This window comes from Algihabitans albus, assembly GCF_003572205.1.
In the GTDB taxonomy this organism is placed as follows: Bacteria; Pseudomonadota; Alphaproteobacteria; order Kiloniellales; family DSM-21159; genus Algihabitans; species Algihabitans albus.
Map to the genome: position 1 here is coordinate 441667 of NZ_QXNY01000004.1, position 18810 is coordinate 460476.

Below are 18810 nucleotides of genomic sequence, written 5' to 3' on the forward strand. Positions count from 1 at the left end.
TTGTGGGTTTTGACGCTCTATGACGCCTGACGAGACCACACCGAGCGCGGCAACGCCGGACGGAGATCTGTCCTCCGACCGTCCGGATCCCGGAGAGGATCCGAACCGGGGCGTCGGCCGCGTCTTTCTGGTGATTGTCGACGAGAGTCCGGAGATGGACGTCGCGCTCCGCTTCGCCTGCCGTAGAGCGCGGCATACCGGCGGTCGTGTCGCCCTGCTTTACGTCACGGAATCGAGTGAGTTCGAGAACTGGCTGACCGTCGGCGAGCTGATGCGCGACGAGGCGAGGCACAAGGGCGAACAGGTGCTGCAGCGGCTCGCCGGGAAGGTCAACGAATGGGTCGGCCGCATGCCCATCCTGCATTTGCGCGATGGGAGCCCCCGCGACCAGCTCTTTCAGTTGATCGAGGACGAGCCGGACATCTCGATCCTGGTCCTTGGGGCTGCAACCGGGAAGGGTGGTCCGGGGCCTTTGGTGGCTGCGCTGACGGGAAAGTACATCGGCCGTCTGCGGGTACCTGTCACCATCGTGCCGGATAGCCTCGCTTCGGAAGAAATCGATTCGCTGTCGTAACGACGCTGTGCAGGCCCCGTGCCGGCTCGCCATGCGCTGAGCGGCCACGGACCCGCTTCTTTCTACGCTTGAAAAGGTCTTAATGGCCCCTTAAGTCGCCAAAGTCCTTTCCCAAGCGGGAGATTGTCAGAATGTTCATTCAGACCGAGCAAACGCCGAACCCGGCGACGCTGAAGTTCCTGCCTGGCCGCCCCGTGATGGGCGAGACAGGAACGGCGAGTTTCGCAAGCGCAGAGGAAGCTCAGCGTTCGCCGCTTGCAGAGCGGTTGTTCGAGGTCGAGGGCGTGACCGGCGTCTTCTTCGGCAGCGACTTCATCTCCGTCAGCAAGGCCGAGGCGCAGGAATGGTATCTCCTGAAGCCGGCGGTGCTGGGGGTGATCATGGAGCACTTCGTCGCCGGCAAGGACCTGCTGCGCGAGGCGGAAGCCGACGGGAACGCCGCAGCCGAGACGGATAGCGAGGTGGTTTCCACTATTAAGGAACTGCTCGACACGCGCGTCCGTCCGGCCGTGGCGCAAGACGGCGGTGACATCATCTTCCGTGGTTTCGAAGACGGAGTGGTGCTGCTCCACATGCAAGGCGCCTGTGCCGGCTGCCCCTCTTCCACCGCGACTTTGAAGATGGGCATCGAGAATATGCTGCGGCATTACGTGCCGGAAGTGACCGAGGTGCGCGCCGTCAATTGACGGCCAACCTTTCCCGGCCTTGGGGATAAGCATCAACCTGCGCGCGCTCGCGCCGGATCGGCTTTGGCAGTGCTTGCTCAGTTCGAAGACCGTTCGAGTCCGTTGAGGCTGAGGGCCCTTTGGGAGCCTGCCTCCGCCGGACTGCCGCTTCGGCAAAGATCAGCGCTTTTCCGAGCCCGTCCGGCCTAGGGACCAACTCGGTCCTGGAAGAGTCGAGCCGCAGCGTCAAGCAATAAGGCTAGTCGAGACCATGTTCACAATCGCCGAGGCGACCTCTGGTCGCCCCCGAGTGCTGTGCGCGGCCATCGCCACCTTGCTCCTCGCTTGCTCCCTGACCTTCGTCGATGCCGTCACGGGCCCGCGCCTTCACGCGGCCGCAGCAACCAGCGGCTTCGAAAGCCGATTGGATCGCGCCTCGACAGGTGCCGGTGACTTCACGCGACCGCAAGCGGGGGCCGAGGGCGGCGGCTTGTCCCTGGGGATCGCCGAGGTGATCGAGCCGTCGAACGTGGCCGAACTCAAAGTTGCTCTCGAGCGCGTCGACTTCCAGCTCACCGAGATCCGTGACGGCGCCGCCGAGGTTCCACGGCTCTACGTTGCCACCTTACCGCCGGATCTATCCGAGATCGGCCAAATCGAAACCCGCAAACAGGTGTTCCTGGGCAGCGTGCTGCCGCTGATTCTCTTGGCGAACGAAGAACTCAGGCAAAGACGCGGGCGCCTGCTCGATCTCGCAAACCGGATCGAGGCCGGTGCGGAGATTTCACTAACCGACTGGGCCTGGCTGGACGCGCTGGCGGAGCACTACGGCTTGGCCCATGGTGATCTTGCCGGGCTCACGCTGCGAGTCGACGAGATTCCGCCTAGTCTGGCGTTGGCTCAGGCGATCGTCGAATCCGGCTGGGGAACCAGCCGCTTCGCCTTGAAAGGCAACGCGCTTTTCGGTCAGCGCACCTGGTCCGCCGAGGCCTTGGCGATCGTGCCGGAACTGAACCGAGGCGTCCGGGTCAAGGCTTTCATCGACCTGATGGATTCGGTGCGGGCCTACATGCACAACCTCAACAGCCATCAAGCCTATGGCGAACTCAGGCGCGAGCGGGCACGATTGGCGGCTGCTGGGAAAAGGCCTGGCGGGGGGAACCTGGTGCATGGCCTGGAGCGCTACGCGGAAATCGACGGCTATGTCGGCAAGTTGCGGGCGTTGATGCGTCACAACAGGCTAGCTGAATTGGACGATGCCGAACTCAAAAGCCGACCGCTGACCGCCTTCGCAGCTCCCTAGAATGTGGCCCCCTTGGGAAGCCACACCGTTATCCTAGAGCAACTGCGTCGACGAGCTATAAGGCAAGCTCACACCGGACCAAACTCACCTAGAGCTAAGACCGACGACTTTCCGAAGTTCAAGCTTCGGTAATTGGCGCCAGAGCGCGCAGTCCGGTTTCCAAAAAGGGATTGTCAGCCTTCCAGCATGCGGCGAAGCAACTCGACGTCTTCCGCGAAGCGGTGATCGGTTCCCTTGAGCTCCTCCACCTTTTTGACCGCGTGCATGACTGTGGTGTGGTCGCGTCCGCCAAACTTCCGACCGATCTCCGGAAGCGAACGGCTGGTCAGTTGCTTGGCGAGGTACATCGCAATTTGCCGAGGCCGCGCGACCGAACGTGCGCGTCGGGCCGAATGCATATCGGAGATACGGATGTTGAAGTGTTCGGCGACCTTGCGCTGAATCTCCTCGATTGTGACGCGACGATCGTTGGCGCGCAGTAGATCGGTCAAAACCTCCTGCGTCGTCTCGAGCGTGACCGACCGTCCGACCAGCGTGGCGTGAGCGACGATGCGGTTGAGCGCGCCCTCCAATTCTCGAACGTTGGAGGTGATCTTATGAGCGAGGAATTCGAGCACCCGCCGTGGGATGACGACGCCGACGCTTTCGGCTTTCGATTCCAAAATGCCCAACCGCAACTCGTAGGTGGTCGGATGGATATCGGCGACCAGGCCCCAGCCCAGACGCGACTTCATGCGCTCCTGCACGCCTTCCAAATCGTTCGGGCTCTTATCGGCTGAGATCACCACCTGGCGATTCTGATCGACCAGCGCGTTGAAGGTGTGGAAGAACTCTTCCTGCGTGGCGTCCCGGTTCCCGATGAACTGGACATCGTCGATCATCAGAACGTCGACCGATCGGAATTGTTCCTTGAACGCGACCGTGTCCTTTGTCCTCAGCGCACGGATGAACTGATACATGAACTTTTCGGCCGACAGGTAGATCACCCGCTTTTCCGGACGATGGTCCCGCAGGTGCCAGGCGATGGCATGCATCAGGTGAGTCTTACCGAGCCCGACACCGCCGTAGAGGAACAGCGGGTTGAAGGGAACCGCCTCGGCCTCGGCCACCCGCCGAGCGGCGGCATAGGCCAGTTCGTTCGGCTTGCCGACAATGAACTTGTCGAAAGTGAAACGCGGATCGAGCGAGGCGGAAATTTCCAAGTCTCGCATGTCCGTTCCACCCGTCGACACGAGGGAGGCGCGGCGCTCGCCGTTGGCCTCATGAGTTCTGGCGTCCGAGTTGGTATGACCGGTCGTATCGGCCGTTTCGTTCGACGGCGTAGCGCGTGCGGTAGCGGGTGACGAGCGCAGCGGCGTGTCCTGCGACTCGCGCGGTGTCGGCCGTGCCGGCGGTTGAACGACCACCTCGATGCCGACCGCCGCATTACGCTCTTCCGCCCAGAGTTCGGCGAGGCGCTGGCTATAGTTGCCGTTAATCCAATCGCGCATGAAGCGCGACGGCACGGCCATGCGAATCTTGTCGCCGCGCGGGCCGACGAGGATCAGCGGCTTAAGCCAGGAGCTAAAGGCGTTCTCGCCGACCTCATTGCGCAGACGCACACGCACGCGCGCCCACTGCTCATCCAGATGCTTGCGGTCCTCGCCTTGCCCGGCGGGTCGGCGCTCGCCGTAGCTCAAGGCAGCGCCAGCGTCCTTGGGTGACGCTCGATACGCTCCCTCTCGGTCGGAAGTCGCACCTCTTGCAATCGTCGCCCTCTGCATGACCGCAAATGCCCTTTCTAGTCTCTCGTTTCATGCGCTCGGCGTGACGTTTGCCCGAGGCTTGGCTTCAGACAAAGCTGCGCCGTCGAAGCGGCTATCAGACGCATCGCGTTTGCCGACCGTGGCGGCACACTCGACTTTTAAGGAATTGGGGGAAACTACACCCCGACTTCAGTGGAGTTCTGTCTGGGCGCAGTACTAACTAAAACGGTCGAATTAATCCACCCCACAACGCTTCCCCCTATTATTATCTATACATTACTTATCCACAAGACCCTGAGGATTTTACTTTATTTTAATCAGTTCATCCGCAAACGTTAACCGTCTTCGGAGGCCGCGTAATCTACCTGTCACCTAGATCCGGCGCAACGAGACCGAAGGCGGAACGCCTGTCAGCTTGCTCGATGACTCTGGCACCCTCATCAAAGACTCGCGAGCAAGGCTTTCAGACTCCAGCATATCACCTATGGGTTGTGTATCCGCTACAACAGAGATTTCGGCCTCCGGAGATGATTCCGCCCCGAGGTGTGGCTCATCGTCCACACCTCCTCCACGGCAGTCGGAGTGAAGATGCCATCTATGCCAAGCGAGCGGTTCGGACGGCTGCGCAGCAACAAAAAAGGCCCCGCCGATTATCGACAGGGCTCTTGATTGTACCACCAAGCCTCCGGATCAACGCGGATCCGGGAACACGACCGCAGTCTCAGGCCAGTGCCTTCACCCGCTTGGATAGGCGGGAGAGCGTACGTGCGGCGGTATTCTTGTGATAGACGCCCCGTGTAACGCCGCGCTGGATTTCCGGCTGAGCGGCCTTAAGCGCGTCTCTTGCGCTCGATTGGTCACCGCTGGCGATTGCCAGCTCGACACGCTTCAGGAAGGTGCGGATGCGGCTCACCCGTGCCTTGTTGATTTCACGCCGGCGCTCATTGCGACGAATGCGCTTCTCGGCGGACTTATGGTTCGCCATGGTTACCCTATTCGATGGCCTGGAACATTCGGGATCGCTTGCGTCGGTTCGCGCCGTAAAAGTCAGGCGCACCTCGGCCGGCGAAGGCGCGGGTTATAGCTACGCCCCCACCAGTCGTCAAGGGTTCGATGTCGCGGTTTGGCTGCCCCGGACCCTTTAGCGATGCGTCCAGACGGGTTTCCGTTTGGCGGCGAAGGCCTCCATGCCCTCCTTGCGGTCATCGAAGGCGAAGGTGGCGTGGAAGGTCCGGCGCTCGAAGCGCACGCCTTCCGCCAAGGTCGTCTCCAGCGCGACCTTGACCGCTTCCTTGCAGACCCGTGTCACCGGCCGGCTCATGCCTGCGATCTTCCTGGCGATGCGAAGCGCCTCCTCCATCAATTCGGCCGCGGGCACCACCTTGGCAACCAGTCCGGCGCGCAAGGCCGTCTCCGCGTCGATGAACTCCCCGGTCAGGCACATGTACATCGCCAAGGACTTACCCACGGCACGGGTCAGACGCTGCGTACCGCCGGAGCCGGGAATTGTGCCGATCGTGATCTCGGGTTGACCGAACTGAGCGGTGTCGGAGGCAACGATCATGTCGGCCATCATCGCGACTTCGCAGCCGCCACCCAGCGCGAAGCCCGAAACGGCGGCGACCGTCGGTGTACGGACCGTCGCGAGGATCTCCCAATCGCCGGTGATGAAGTCTTCCGCCTCAACTTCCTGATATGTCTTGTCTTTCATCTCCTTGATGTCGGCACCGGCCGCGAAGGCCTTTTCGCTGCCGGTGATCAAGATACAGCCGATGCCCGGGTCGGCGTCGAAGCCCTTCAAGGCCTCGCCGAGTTCGGCGATCAGACCGGCGCACAGGGCGTTCAATGCCTTCGGACGATTCAAGGTGATGACGGCCACCGCGTCCTGGGTCTCGGTGGCAATGTAGTCATAGGCCATGGCGGCTCCTCCCTCCGGCCCGCGCGATGGAGCGCAGGCTATGGTTGTCGTGGCGACGTTTCAGATTATTCGGGTGCCAGCGTAAAGCGGGCGACGGTTTCTCCGCCGCGCACGCGCGCATCGCGGTTTGCCTCCAGCGTGAGGCGCTCCCCCTCGCGCAACCAGGCTTGTCGCTCGACCGCGCGCCAACCCAGTGCCGGCAGAGTCTCCTGGTAGAAGCCGAGGATCGCCTCCGGTGCGGCTTCGCCCGTTGCATAGAGCGTAACGATCCGCCCGCCCGGTTTATCGAAGGCAATGCCGGCGGCTTCCGATTCCGTCAGGCCCGGCATGACCGGCAGATCGGGTAAAGCTTCGAAGTAGCGTGTCTCCTGCGCCGCTCCGACCGTTGCGGTCAAGGCGAGCAGCAGACCGAGAAAAAGGGGGGGTAACCTCCGAGACATGTCGTGCAAACTAGCCTCAACGCTGGTGCCGGGGACAGTGGAAAGTCGAACGCCCCGACTGAACGAAGCGGCGAATGCCGCCGGATGTGGTGAGGTCGCAGTCGCAGGTCGGGCAGGCTTCGCCTTCTTTGCCGTAGACCGCCCATTCATGCTGGAAATAACCCAACTCGCCGCTGGCCTGCACGTAGTCGCGCAAGCTGGAGCCACCCGCTGCGATGGCGCGGGTCAGGGTCGCCTTGATCGCTGCGGCGAGCCGATCGGCCCGTCCGCCCTGTACCGCCCGCGCCAGGCGCTTGGGCGAGAGGCCGGCGCCGTAGAGCGCTTCGCAGACGTAGATGTTGCCGAGACCGGCCACGACGGTTTGGTCGAGGAGCGCTGCCTTGATCGGCGTCGACTTGCCTGCCAAGGCAGCGGCGAGGTATGCGCCGTCGAAGTCCTCGGAGAGTGGCTCGGGACCGAGACACGAGAGCCTCGGATGGCCGGCCAACTCGTCCTTGTCGAAGAGATCCATGAAGCCGAAGCGGCGTGCGTCGTTGAAGCGCACCTCGCGCCCCTCGTCGGTGATAAAGACGACATGATCGTGTGGCAGGTAGGGCACGTTGGGGCGGGCCGGGAACAACGTCATGCGACCGGACATGCCGAGATGGATCAACAGGACCTCGGAGCCGGCGCGCCCCTTGGCTTCCAGATGCACGAGAATGTACTTGGCCCGGCGCACGATCCGCTCGATCCTGCGCCCGGTCAGACGGTCGGCGAAGCCCGACGGCAGCGGAAAGCGAAGGTCCTGACGGCGCTGGACCACCTCGGAAAGAGTCCGTCCCTCAAGGACAGGGCGAAGGCCGCGAATGACGGTTTCGACTTCAGGCAGCTCAGGCATGGTGCGCGCAACCTAGCCGAAGCCTTGCCGGGGCGCTATCTTCCGCCCCGATGCCCCATCCATCTCGAAATCCAGACTCGGAAACCGCCGTGCCCCAGGGCTCCGACGAGACCGTCAGCTTCGGCTACCGCGAGGTCCCGCCGGCCGACAAGTCGACGTTGGTCCGCGACGTCTTCGAGTCGGTGGCCGGCCGCTACGACGTGATGAACGATCTCATGTCTTTCGGTGTGCACCGCCTTTGGAAGGATACCTTCGTACGCCTGTTGAATCCGCGTCCGGGCCTGCGGCTCTTGGACGTGGCGGGCGGGACCGGCGATATCGCCTTTCGCGTCGCGGAACGTCTGTTCCGCCCCGAACTCCCTGAAAATCCAGTGATCTCCAGGAGCCCGGCGCCGACCGAGAGCGCAGACTCTTCGGGCAAGAGCGCCGCTGGCGATATCGTCGTATTGGATCTGACGGAAGGTATGTTGCGCCAAGGCCGCGATCGCGCGATCGACCGGGGCCTGCTGCGGAATATCTCCTGGGTCTGTGGCGATGCGCTGGCGCTGCCCCTGCCGGCGCGCTCGCTCGATGCCTACACCATCGCCTTCGGCCTGCGGAACGTCACCGACGTCGACCTTGCTTTGGCGGAAGCGCGGAGGGTTCTGCGGCCCGGAGGCCGTTTCCTGTGTCTGGAGTTCAGCCAGGTGGTGCTGCCGTTGCTCGACAAGGCTTACGATCTCTATTCCTTCCAAGTGCTGCCGCGGCTCGGCGGTCTGGTTGCCGGGGATCGCAGCTCCTACCAATATCTCGTCGAGTCCATCCGCCGGTTCCCGCCTCAGGCGGATCTGGCGGCCAGGATGGAGGCGGCGGGTTTCGCACGTGCGCGCTGGCGCAATCTCTCGGGCGGCATCGCGGCGATCCATTCCGGGTGGCGCATCTGATCGGCGGAGCGATGCTGCGCAGTCCTCTCATGCTCTGGCGATTGCTCCGCATCGCCCGCACGCTGGCGCGGTACGACGCTCTGGCGGCGGTCGAGAAGACGGGCGTCGCGCCGACCTTGACCGCGCTTCTGCGGCGGCTGGTCCCGCGGCAGCGCGACGGGCGGCCGGGCCAGAAGCTGGCCCGCGCCTTCGTCGCGCTGGGGCCTAGTTTCATCAAGCTGGGCCAGTTCCTCGCGACCCGCGCCGATCTCATCGGCGAGGAAATGTCGGCGGATCTGTCCGAACTCCAGGATCGCCTGGCACCCTTTCCCGCGTCCGCCGCGCGTGCCGCGGTTGCGGAGGAATTGGGCGTACCGCTCGAACGGCTCTTCAGCCATTTCGACGATACACCTGTCTCCGCCGCCTCGATCGCGCAGGTCCACTTCGCGGTGATTCGACCGCAGGATCCACAGGGTACGGACGAGGATGCGCGGGACGGCGATCGCGAGGTTGCGGTCAAGGTGCTGCGCCCGCAGGTGGAAGAGAAGCTGGAACGCGATCTACAGCTGCTTTACTGGCTGGCCCGTCTGGCCGAGCGAACCGAGCCGCGTTTGCGCCGCTTCCGCCCGGTCGCCGTGGTCGCCGAGTTCGAGCGTATGGTCAAGACCGAGATGGATCTGAGGCTGGAGGCTGCGGCCGCCAGCGAACTTGCGGAGAACTTCGTCGGCGACGAGAGCTATCGGGTGCCCGAGGTGGACTGGGAGCGCACTGGCAGGCGGGTGTTGACCATGGCGCGTATCTCCGGGATTCGGCTGGACGACCGGGCCGCGCTGTTGGCGGCCGGCCACGATCTGCGCGACGTGTTGGAGAAGGCTGCCGCCATCTTCTTCAACCAGGTTTTCCGCGACGGCTTCTTTCACGGCGATCAGCATCCGGGCAACATGTTCGTGGACGCCGAAGGAAGCATCGTCGCCGTCGACTTCGGGATCATGGGACGCTTGGACGGCGTGACACGGGCGCTTCTGGCCGACATGCTCTTGGCCACCTTGCGACGCGACTATCGGCGTCTTGCCGAGGTGCAGGCCCAGGCGGGTTTCCTGCCGCCCGGTCAGCCGCTCGACCTCTATGCGCAGTCGCTGCGTGCGGTCTGCGAACCGATCTTCGGCCAGCCGTTGGAGCGCATTTCCTTTGCCCGCCTGCTCGGTCAGCTGTTGCAGCTGACGGAGTCTTTCCAGATGCCGGTGCAGCCTCAGCTCGTGCTCTTGCAGAAGAATATGCTGATGGCGGAAGGGGTGAGTCGCAGACTGGACGCAGAGCTCAATATCTGGTTGCTGGCCGAGCCCCTTATCGCGCAGTGGGTTCGGGCAAATCGCGGGCCGGGGGCCCGCGCGGCGCGCGGCGTCGAGGAAATGACCCAGACCTTGAGCCGCTTGCCGCTGCTCGCCCGACGTGCGGAGGAGGTGCTTGAGAGTTGGCCGCCGCGGGGGCGACACGACGCCAACGAAGAGCGGGATTTTAGCCGGGACGGTTCGGGTCGAAGCACGGCTTTCTGGCTGTCTCTGCTTGCTTTGGCGCTTGCCTTGGTCGCGCTTCTGGACTGACGTCTGTCTGGACGGCATGCAATCGAAGCACGTAAAAAATGATCCCTTAGTCTGCGAAAATACAGTAGCAGGGGCTTGCGGATGCAAGGTACCGCTCGCTAGTTTATCTACCTGACCTAGCCGTGAAATAAGGGCGTCGTCTGCATGCTGAGTGGAAGACGGATCCTGCTCGTCGTCGCCGGTGGGATTGCGGCCTACAAGACACTGGAGCTGATCCGCCGCCTGCGTGAGCGAGGAGCCTCCGTTCGCGCTCTCCTGACACCTGCCGGTGCGCAGTTCGTGACGCCCTTGTCGCTTGCGGCTCTGAGCGGCGACAAGGTCTACAGCGAGCTCTTTGATCTCAACGACGAAGCGGAGATGGGGCACATTCAATTGTCGCGCGACGCGGATCTGGTCGTGGTGGCGCCGGCGACGGCCGACATCATGGCGAAGCTTGCCACGGGGCGGGCCGACGACCTGGCCTCGACCGCGCTGCTGGCAACCGACAAGCCCGTGCTGATGGCGCCGGCCATGAATGTGCGCATGTGGGAGCATCCGGCGACCCGGAGCAATCTGGAGACGCTCAAACGTCGGGCAACACGCTTCGTCGGGCCCAACCAGGGCGATATGGCCTGTGGTGAGTACGGCTACGGCCGCATGGCCGAGCCTGCGGAGATCCTGGCGGCGATCGAGGCGCAGTTTCATGCGGCTGGCCGGTTGACCGGCCGGCGGGCGCTGGTGACCAGCGGTCCGACCTTTGAAGCCTTGGACCCTGTTCGGTTTCTCGGGAACCGCTCGTCGGGCCGGCAAGGCCATGCCGTTGCCGCCGCGCTTGCCGCCGCCGGTGCGGAAACCACTCTTGTCACCGGGCCGGTCGCGCTGCCCGATCCGCCGGGGGTTGCAACGCTGCATGTCGAAACGGCGGAAGAGATGCTGGCGGCCTGCCGCGAAGCGCTGCCGGTGGAGATCGCGGTCTGTGCCGCCGCAGTCGCGGACTGGCGACCGGTGCGGACGGCCGAGCAGAAGCTGAAAAAGGGAGACGGCAGCCAGATCCCCGAGATCGCGCTGCAGCCGAACCCGGACATACTGGCCAGCCTCTCCCGGTCCGGGCCCCAGCGCCCGCGTTTGGTGGTTGGTTTCGCCGCCGAAACGGAAAAGCTCGTCGATCATGCCCGTGCCAAGCTGACGGCGAAGGGCTGCGACTGGATTCTCGCGAACGATGTCTCGCCGGCCAGCGGCACCTTCGGCGGAGACGAGACGACGATACATCTCGTCGAAGCTGCCGGAGTCGAGGCTTGGCCGCGCTTGCGCAAGCAGGCCGTGGCCGACCGGCTGGTGCAGCGCATCGCCGAGACCCTGGACGCTTCACCGACCTCGAAAACGCTGTCCGAAGGAGTTGCCGAGTGAACGGGGAGACCCCTAGCATTCCCGTCGAAGTGGTTCAGTTGCCCCATGCACAGGATCTTCCGCTACCGCGCTACGAGACCGAGCTTTCGGCCGGCCTCGATCTCTTGGCGGCGGTGGAGGCTCCGCTGGTCCTGACCCCGGGCGCCCGCGCATTGGTGCCGACCGGCCTGTCCATTGCCCTGCCCGCCGGAACCGAGGCGCAGATTCGGCCGCGCTCGGGCCTTGCGTTGAAGCACGGGGTGACCTGTCTCAACACGCCGGGCACGATCGACGCCGACTATCGCGGCGAGATCAAGATCTTGCTCGTCAATCTGGGCGAGGCGGACTTCGCGGTCGAGCGGGGCACGCGAATCGCTCAAATGGTTGTCGCGCCGGTGGTACAGGCGGTTTGGCGCCCGGTTGCGGCTTTGAGCGAAACCCGGCGCGGAACTGGCGGTTTCGGATCGACCGGCACGTCCGCCGCTAGGTCGTAGAAGACAACAGGGACGCGTAACGGACGAAAGGGTCCGCAAGAAGATGCTAAGACTATCCAAGAAGTTGCTGTTCGCCATCGAAGCCGTCGTCGATATCGCCTATCACACCAATGCTGGCCCGGTGCGCTCCACCGATATCTCGCGCCGCCAGGGCATCCCCCGCCGCTATCTGGAGCAGGTGCTGCAGCAGCTCGTGCATCACGGCATTCTCGCCGGCCAGCGAGGGCCGCGCGGCGGCTATCGCCTGGCCCGCGAACGGCGGCGCATCTCGGTCGGCGAGATCATCAGGATCGTGCGAAAGCTTGAGGGCACCGCCGACCCGGCCAGTGAGCCCGACGGGTCCGAGATCGGTGTCAAGGTGGTCCGCCCGATTTGGATCGACATGCAGCGCGAGATGATGGAGCGCTTCGACAACACAACCATCGACGAACTCTGCCATCGCGCCCGCGAACGCGGGATCACGCCGGAAGGCAAGGTGACGGCCGACTTCTCGATCTAGCTCGCCTCGGCATCGATGCCGAGGCCGGCCTGCGACCTGCCGAAGCAACAGCTATGATCTGATTTCACGGTCCCGGCGCGGGTTTCGTTGGCATTCTCCACGATCACATCCTAAATCAGGCAAATCCCAAATCAGTCTGAAGCGCTTCCAGGCGCATGTCGGGTAGGAGGATCGGATCGATGAGCGACGCAGCGGCGAAGAGCGAGATGATCGAGTCCCCTCGGGCAGCCACGGGTGAGTTCCGTGGCCGGGTCTACGACTCGATTCTCGAGACCATTGGCGCGACCCCTCTCGTGCGCATGCGCAAACTGGCCGCTGCGCATGGGATCGAGGCGGACCTGATCGGCAAGTGCGAGTTCTTCAATCCCCTCGCCTCGGTCAAGGACCGCATCGGCCTGGCCATGATCGAGAAGCTGGAAGCGGACGGTAAGATCGGCCCCGAGACCGTCTTGGTCGAGCCGACCAGTGGAAACACCGGGATTGCCTTGGCTTTCGTGGCGGCGGCCAAAGGCTACCGGCTCATCCTGACCATGCCGGAGACCATGTCCGTCGAGCGGCGCAAGATGTTGAAGCTGCTCGGCGCCGAGCTGGTCCTGACCGAGGGACCTAAGGGCATGAAGGGCGCGGTTGCCAGGGCGCAGGAGCTTCTGGCGGAGATTCCCGGCGCCGTGATGCCGCAGCAGTTCGAGAACCCGGCGAACCCGGAGGTCCATCGGGCCACCACGGCGGAGGAGATCTGGAGCGATACCGGCGGTCAGGTCGACATCGTGATTTCCGGCGTCGGAACCGGCGGTACGCTGACCGGTCTCGGCCAGGTACTGAAGCCGCGCAAACCGGGCCTGAAGATGATCGCCGTGGAGCCGGAGGACAGCCCGATTCTGTCCGGCGGTGAGCCCGGACCGCACAAGATCCAGGGAATTGGGGCCGGCTTCGTGCCCGGCATTCTGGAAACGGATCTGATCGACGAAGTGATCCGGATCGGAAACGACACGGCTTTCCGCACCGCTCGGGAAGCTGCCGCCACCGAAGGTCTGGCCGTCGGGATCTCGTCCGGAGCCGCTATTGCCGCGGCGTTGGAAGTGGCGGCCCGCCCCGAGTCGAAGGGCAAGACGATCGTCATCGTTCTTCCATCCTTCGCGGAGCGCTATCTCTCGACTGCCCTGTTCGAGGGGCTCTAGGACACGCGAGCCGGCGTTTGCGACTCGAGACTGCTCCGTGACTCACTGGCAACCGCCACGCGTGCCTTTCGTCTTTCTGCGGCACGGAGAAACCGACTGGAACCGCGACGGCCGGCTGCAAGGCCGTCGCGATCCTCCGCTCAACGAGACCGGGCGAAGACAGGCGCGCCAAGCCCGCCGGGCGCTGATGCGCTTCGACTTCTCTACGGTGTTTCACAGTCCGCTGGATCGCGCGTACGAAACGGCGCAGCTTGCTGCGGGCGGACGTGGGCTGCCGCTCTGCAGCGTGAACGATCTGGTGGAGTGTGATTTCGGCGAGTTGGAGGGCCAAGCAGCCCAACAGCTGAGGCCCGGCTGGCGTGCCGCCTGGATGGCGGGCCAGACCCTTCGCGGCGCGGAGACCTACGCCGCGTTCCTGACACGGGCGCAGCGGGCTCTGGAGGCGGTTCTGCGGCTCAGCTCCGACGCGACGGCACCGCCGCTGATCGTCGCGCACGGGGGTGTTTACTGGGCGGTCCAGCGTGCACTCGACACCGGCTTTGAGGGCGATCTGCCGAATGCCCTGCCGGTGCTGCATCGGCCGTGCGGTGCCGGCGATTGGGAAGTTACGGCTTTGGCGTCCTAGACCGGGTCTCGGCCCGGTCTAGGACTTGGAGTCCCGGACCGGCCCGAGGTTCGGTCTAGAACATGGCTTCCAGGACCCGGTCCGGCGGCGTGTGGCCGTCGGCGAAGGTCTTGATGTTGATGATGACCTTTTCGCCCATCGCCATGCGGCCCTCAATCGTGGCAGACCCAAGGTGAGGCAGCAGGACCACGCTATCGAGCTTGAGCAGCTTCGGGTTGACCGCCGGCTCGTGTTCGAAGACGTCCAGACCGGCGCCCGCCATCTCGCCGTTCGCCAGCATCCGGGTCAGCGCATTCTCGTCGATCACCTCGCCGCGCGACGTGTTCACGATGATCGCGTGATGCTGCAGAAGCTTGAGCCGCCGCGCCGAGAGCAGGTGATAGGTCGCCGGCGTGTGTGGGCAATTGATCGAGACGATATCCATGCGGGCGAGCATCTGGTCCAGGCTTTCCCAATAGGTGGCCTCGAGCTCGGTTTCGATGTCCTCATGGACGCGGCGCCGGTTGTGATAATGCACCGACAGGCCAAAGCCCTTCGCCCGAAGAGCAACGGCCGATCCGATCCGTCCCATCCCGACGATGCCAAGCCGCTTGCCTGAGATGCGATGGCCGAGCATAGCCGTCGGGCTCCAACCGCCCCAGGCGCCGGAGCGCACCAGCCGCTCGCCTTCGGTGAGCCGGCGCGAGACCGAGAGGATCAAGGCCATGGTCATGTCGGCCGTGTCCTCGGTCAGCACGCCCGGCGTATTGGTTACGGTGATGCCGCGTTGCCGCGCCGTCTTTAGATCGATGTGATCCACGCCGGTCCCGAAGGAGGCGATTAAGCGGAGCTGGGGCCCGGCCTGGCTCAGCACGGCCGCGTCGATCCGGTCGGTGACCGTGGGGACCAGAACTTCCGCTTCCTTGACCGCTTCGATCAGTTGAGCCTGGGTCCAAGGTGTGTCGTCGAGATTCAGGCGCGCCCGGAAAAGTTCCATCATGCGTGTTTCGATGGGGTCCGGCAGGCGGCGCGTGACGACGACCAAAGGCTTCTGAGTGGACATCGGCGGTTCCCGACCGTTGGCTGTGGCGCGGCGGCGTTCGGCTTGAGGTATCAGTCGAAGCACCAGCCTACGGGCTGCTTAGCAAGCCCCGTGCCGCCTTGTCCAGGTTGCTGCGGCGAAGCGGCCCGCGGCGGAGCTGCCGCCCATCCCCCGCTTGACCGGCGCGGGGCTGCGCGGGTAACGGACAAATCATGTGGGGGATCCGTGGTGTGTCGCTTGCGGTGCTGGTCGCCGCCCTCTGTTTTGTCGGGCCGTCGGCGGCCCAGCAGACAGGATCGATAAGTGTGCCTGCGGTCGAGCCGGCGGGCAGTCAGCGAGTCGGGGACTCCACCGGATTACCGCTGCCCCGCTTCGCCTCCGTAAGAGCCAGCGAAGCCAAGATGCGCATAGGCCCGGGTCTTCGCTATCCGGCCGAATGGGTCTACCGGCTTCGCAACATGCCGGTGGAAATCATCCAGGAATTCGACGCCTGGCGGAAAGTGCGGGACTGGGAAGGCACGGAGGGCTGGATGCACCAGTCGCTTCTCGCCGGTCAGCGCACCGTCATCGTCATGGCCGACGAAACGCTTCTGCTCCGAGAGCCCGACGAGGAAGCGGCCGGTCTGGCGCGCTTACAGCGGGGCTTGGTCGCCCGACTGGAAGCCTGTCGCCAGGACTGGTGCGCGGTCTCCGCCAGCGGTTATCGAGGCTGGTTACCCCGGACCACCGTCTACGGCGTATTCGCCGGCGAGACCTTCGGAGGATAACGCGCTCCAGCTCTCTCCTAGGTCTAGAGAGCGAATCGCGTCCTAGGCCAGGTCGGCTGCCAGGGCCGCCCGCGCTTCTTCGGTCAAGACCGCCATATGGCTGTAGTGTGAGTGGGTAAAGCCGATGACGACGCGGGTATTCGGGACCTTCATGGCCTCGGCTTGAGCGTCGGTCACGGGGAAATGGATGAACTGGACCGAGCTGGCCTTGCCGTCGGCCGTCGTGCGGTCGACGTCCTCTTCGGGCTTGCCGACAATGCGGTCGACGCCGTCGATCTCGATGAAGGCCGTCTCCTCGACACCGCCGAGTTTCGAGAGGAAGGCTTTGCGGCGAACCGGATCGTCGATTTCGAACATGACCGTGGCGATCAACTCGCGTCCCTGAGGGATCAGCGGGTTGTAGGCGTTGAGCTCGTCCTCGATCTGCTCTTCACCACCTTTCTCGATGTAGAGCATCTCCTGAACCTGATGCCACATGGTCTCGTAGTTCTCGAAATAGAAGGTGCAAACGGGGCCGGTTTCGACGCGCCGGTGGCGTTTGACCGCGACGAGGTCCTTGCGGCGCTCCTTGCGGCCGGCCTCGTACTCGGCCATGGGCATGATGTCGTCCCGCTCGATGCGGCGTTTGATGGCGGCGTTCATGGGTCTTGCGTCTCCCTATAACTCTCTAGCGCTTCAGCGCTCCAAATCGAAGCCGTAAGCCTGGGCGAAGAGTTCGATCGGATGGCGGGCGGGCTCGCTGGTCGGCTGCGGCCCATCCGGTTTGTCTTTCGCCATGCGTTCCATGCCCTGGAGGATATGCAGGCCTGCCAAAGGACACTCGCTGGACAGATAGGTCTTCTCGGCTTTCAGGGCGTCGCGCATGACCGGTTTGCCGACCTTCATCGCCGTCTCGAAGTATTCGCTCCGCACACCCCAGGTGCCGCCGTGGCCGGAGCAGCGCGGCAACATCTTGATGTCGGCCTCCGGGATCAGCTTCATCATGTCGCGGGCCTTCATGCCCATGTTCTGCGCGCGGGCGTGACAGGCGATATGTAGGGCAACCCCGCCGTCGAGCGGGCCGAGACCCTCGGCCAGTCCCTCTTTTGCGGCAATATCGACGACGTACTCGGTGACATCGTAGGTGGCTTGGCTGAGCTTCTTGACGGTTTCGTTCTCAGGCAGGAGCAGCGGCCACTCGAACTTCAGCATCAATGCGCAGGAGGAGGTCAGCGCAACGATGTCGTAGCCCTGGTCGATCCAGCCCTCCAGTTCGCTGGCGATGCGCTCCGCCTTCTTCGCCACGGTCTCGACCTGACCCTGTTCGAACTGCGGCATGCCGCAGCACTCGGGATAGACGATCTGGGTCTCGACGCCATTCTTGGCGAGAACCTGGCGGGTGGCCATACCTGTGCCGGGGTTGTTGAAATTGACGAAGCAGGTCGCGTAGAGCGCAACCTTGCGCCCGGCTGCCGGGGCATCGCGGTCGATCTCGATGCCGTTGCCCCTGGCGCGCTCCTCGAACGTCGTGCCGGAGAAGCGCGGTAGCCATGCATCGCGGTGGATGTCCGCCATGCGCTCGATCAGCGGACGGGTCATGCTGTTGTCGACCTTGATCGCCCAGTTGGCGAGGATCGGCAGCAGCGCGCCCAGCTTGCCGTTGCGATCGGTTTTGGTCAGTTGCGCCGGCAGCCCGGATTCGCCCTTGCCGGCCTTCTGCTCGGCGGCCCGGAAGCGCAGCATGAGATGCGGAAAGTCCAGGTCGAACTCGTGCGGCGGCACGTAGGGGCAGCTCACCATGAAGCACATGTCGCAGAGCGTGCAGGCGTCGGCGACTTTCTTGTAGTCGGCCGTGTCGACACTATCGAGTTCGCCTGTCTTGGACTCGTCGATCAGGTCGAAGAGGATCGGGAAGGAATCGCAGAGATTGAAGCAGCGGCGGCAGCCGTGGCAGATGTCGAACACCCGCTCCATCTCCGCCTCGATCTTCCCCATGTCGTAGAAGTCGGGATCGTGCCACTCGAGCGGATGACGCACCGGGGCGTCGAGGCTGCCTTCGCGCATGTCGTCTGTCTCCTCAAACTCGGCCTCTCCGCCTCTGCCGCTCCAGGGTCTCGATTCTCGACAGGGCGGTGACTCCTGGGAGGGAAGCCAAGCTTGGATCTCTATCGGGTCGGGCTCAAGGAGGCCGTCTTTCGGCGCGCGAGCCGAGGCTCATGTCGCGCCAGAGAACGTCTCGAGAAAACAAAGGGGCGCCAAAACCGACTGCCGCCGGTCGGCGCCCCTTCGTCTTACGCCATCGTGTCGAGCGCTTTCTGGAAGCGACCCGCGTGGCTCTTCTCGGCCTTCGCCAAGGTCTCGAACCAATCGGCGATCTCGTCGAAGCCCTCTTCGCGAGCGGTGCGGGCCATGCCCGGATACATGTCGGTGTACTCGTGGGTCTCACCGGCGATCGCGGACTTCAGGTTGGCGCTGGTATCGCCCATTGGCTCGCCGGTGGCCGGGTCGCCGACTTCCTCGAGGAACTGAAGGTGCCCGTGCGCATGACCGGTTTCGCCTTCGGCCGTCGAGCGGAATACGGCCGAAACATCGTTGAAGCCCTCAACGTCGGCCTTTTGGGCGAAATAGAGGTAACGGCGGTTCGCCATCGACTCACCGGCGAAGGCGTCCTTCAGGTTCTGTTCGGTCTTGCTGCCCTTGAGGGACATCTTCTCTCTCCCATTACTAGCTGGATGGTGCGGCGCCCACGGTCGAGCGGGGCTCGGCTGCGGCGAGCGAAGGCATCGGAAAGACGCTTCGCTCTCTCCATGGGCAGCGATATAGAGGAACTCACCAAACTGTCAACAGTTTGGAATTG

General features: G+C 64.0%; 20 protein-coding genes. 11 read left to right on the forward strand and 9 right to left on the reverse strand.

Annotated elements, in window-relative coordinates:
• Positions 1-19 precede the first annotated feature (19 nt).
• From DBZ32_RS12170 to DBZ32_RS12180, 3 genes are all read left to right on the forward strand, one after another.
• Positions 20-574, forward strand: a complete 555-nt coding sequence (locus DBZ32_RS12170; RefSeq protein ID WP_119167410.1) for a universal stress protein — start codon at positions 20-22, stop codon at positions 572-574.
• Positions 575-705: 131 nt separating this feature from the next.
• Positions 706-1260, forward strand: coding sequence for a NifU family protein (locus DBZ32_RS12175; RefSeq protein WP_119167411.1), 555 nt, complete (start codon positions 706-708; stop codon positions 1258-1260).
• A 250-nt stretch (positions 1261-1510) separates the two neighbouring features.
• The gene (locus tag DBZ32_RS12180; RefSeq protein WP_119167412.1) at positions 1511-2542 is read left to right on the forward strand and encodes a glucosaminidase domain-containing protein; all 1032 of its coding nucleotides are present in this window, start codon (positions 1511-1513) and stop codon (positions 2540-2542) included.
• A gap of 173 nt (positions 2543-2715) precedes the next feature.
• On the opposite strand, the gene dnaA is transcribed toward DBZ32_RS12180, so the two are convergent.
• From dnaA to mutM, 5 genes are all read right to left on the reverse strand, one after another.
• Positions 2716-4221, reverse strand: a complete 1506-nt coding sequence (dnaA, locus tag DBZ32_RS12185; protein WP_235830167.1) for a chromosomal replication initiator protein DnaA — start codon at positions 4219-4221, stop codon at positions 2716-2718.
• Between the two features lie 787 nt (positions 4222-5008).
• Positions 5009-5272, reverse strand: coding sequence for a 30S ribosomal protein S20 (rpsT, locus tag DBZ32_RS12190; protein ID WP_119167414.1), 264 nt, complete (start codon positions 5270-5272; stop codon positions 5009-5011).
• 156 nt (positions 5273-5428) lie between these two features.
• Complete coding sequence (locus DBZ32_RS12195) at positions 5429-6205, reverse strand: enoyl-CoA hydratase-related protein (protein WP_119167415.1); 777 nt, start codon at positions 6203-6205, stop codon at positions 5429-5431.
• A gap of 65 nt (positions 6206-6270) precedes the next feature.
• Positions 6271-6645 carry a hypothetical protein gene (locus DBZ32_RS12200; RefSeq protein ID WP_162906734.1) on the reverse strand — a complete coding sequence of 125 codons (375 nt, stop codon included), beginning with the start codon at positions 6643-6645 and terminating at the stop codon, positions 6271-6273.
• 16 nt (positions 6646-6661) lie between these two features.
• Positions 6662-7522, reverse strand: a complete 861-nt coding sequence (gene mutM / locus DBZ32_RS12205) for a bifunctional DNA-formamidopyrimidine glycosylase/DNA-(apurinic or apyrimidinic site) lyase (protein WP_119167417.1) — start codon at positions 7520-7522, stop codon at positions 6662-6664.
• A gap of 50 nt (positions 7523-7572) precedes the next feature.
• On the opposite strand from mutM, the gene DBZ32_RS12210 reads away from it, so the two are divergent.
• The 7 genes from DBZ32_RS12210 to DBZ32_RS12240 all read left to right on the forward strand — a co-directional run bounded on the left by DBZ32_RS12210 (position 7573) and on the right by DBZ32_RS12240 (position 14186).
• Positions 7573-8445, forward strand: coding sequence for a class I SAM-dependent methyltransferase (locus tag DBZ32_RS12210; RefSeq protein WP_119167418.1), 873 nt, complete (start codon positions 7573-7575; stop codon positions 8443-8445).
• Positions 8433-10025 (forward strand): 2-polyprenylphenol 6-hydroxylase, encoded by a 1593-nt coding sequence (ubiB, locus tag DBZ32_RS12215; protein ID WP_235830169.1) that lies wholly within the window; start codon positions 8433-8435, stop codon positions 10023-10025. The genes DBZ32_RS12210 and ubiB overlap by 13 nt, the downstream gene beginning before the upstream one ends.
• Positions 10026-10169: 144 nt before the next feature.
• Positions 10170-11411 carry a bifunctional phosphopantothenoylcysteine decarboxylase/phosphopantothenate--cysteine ligase CoaBC gene (gene coaBC / locus DBZ32_RS12220; RefSeq protein WP_119167419.1) on the forward strand — a complete coding sequence of 414 codons (1242 nt, stop codon included), beginning with the start codon at positions 10170-10172 and terminating at the stop codon, positions 11409-11411.
• Positions 11408-11884, forward strand: coding sequence for a dUTP diphosphatase (dut, locus tag DBZ32_RS12225; RefSeq protein ID WP_119167420.1), 477 nt, complete (start codon positions 11408-11410; stop codon positions 11882-11884). Before coaBC ends, dut begins: the two co-directional genes overlap by 4 nt.
• A gap of 43 nt (positions 11885-11927) precedes the next feature.
• A complete protein-coding gene (locus tag DBZ32_RS12230) occupies positions 11928-12383 on the forward strand; it encodes an RrF2 family transcriptional regulator (protein WP_119167421.1) in 456 nt (151 codons plus the stop codon).
• 179 nt (positions 12384-12562) lie between these two features.
• Complete coding sequence (cysK, locus tag DBZ32_RS12235; RefSeq protein WP_119167422.1) at positions 12563-13561, forward strand: cysteine synthase A; 999 nt, start codon at positions 12563-12565, stop codon at positions 13559-13561.
• Between the two features lie 37 nt (positions 13562-13598).
• Entirely contained in the window at positions 13599-14186 is a 588-nt protein-coding gene (locus DBZ32_RS12240; protein WP_162906735.1) for a histidine phosphatase family protein, read from the forward strand.
• A 55-nt stretch (positions 14187-14241) separates the two neighbouring features.
• Here the strand turns inward: DBZ32_RS12240 and DBZ32_RS12245 are convergent, their stop codons facing one another.
• On the reverse strand, positions 14242-15228 hold the full coding sequence (locus DBZ32_RS12245) for a 2-hydroxyacid dehydrogenase (RefSeq protein ID WP_119167424.1): 987 nt from the start codon (positions 15226-15228) through the stop codon (positions 14242-14244).
• Positions 15229-15419: 191 nt separating this feature from the next.
• On the opposite strand from DBZ32_RS12245, the gene DBZ32_RS12250 reads away from it, so the two are divergent.
• Positions 15420-15974: an SH3 domain-containing protein gene (locus tag DBZ32_RS12250; protein WP_119167425.1), complete on the forward strand. Its 555-nt coding sequence runs from the start codon at positions 15420-15422 to the stop codon at positions 15972-15974.
• Between the two features lie 42 nt (positions 15975-16016).
• On the opposite strand, the gene DBZ32_RS12255 is transcribed toward DBZ32_RS12250, so the two are convergent.
• The 3 genes from DBZ32_RS12255 to DBZ32_RS12265 form a co-directional block, all read right to left on the reverse strand.
• The gene (locus tag DBZ32_RS12255; RefSeq protein ID WP_119167426.1) at positions 16017-16616 is read right to left on the reverse strand and encodes a DUF3501 family protein; all 600 of its coding nucleotides are present in this window, start codon (positions 16614-16616) and stop codon (positions 16017-16019) included.
• Positions 16617-16649: 33 nt separating this feature from the next.
• Complete coding sequence (locus DBZ32_RS12260; protein WP_119167427.1) at positions 16650-18017, reverse strand: (Fe-S)-binding protein; 1368 nt, start codon at positions 18015-18017, stop codon at positions 16650-16652.
• Positions 18018-18244: 227 nt separating this feature from the next.
• Entirely contained in the window at positions 18245-18661 is a 417-nt protein-coding gene (locus DBZ32_RS12265; protein ID WP_119167428.1) for a rubrerythrin family protein, read from the reverse strand.
• Positions 18662-18810 lie beyond the last annotated feature (149 nt).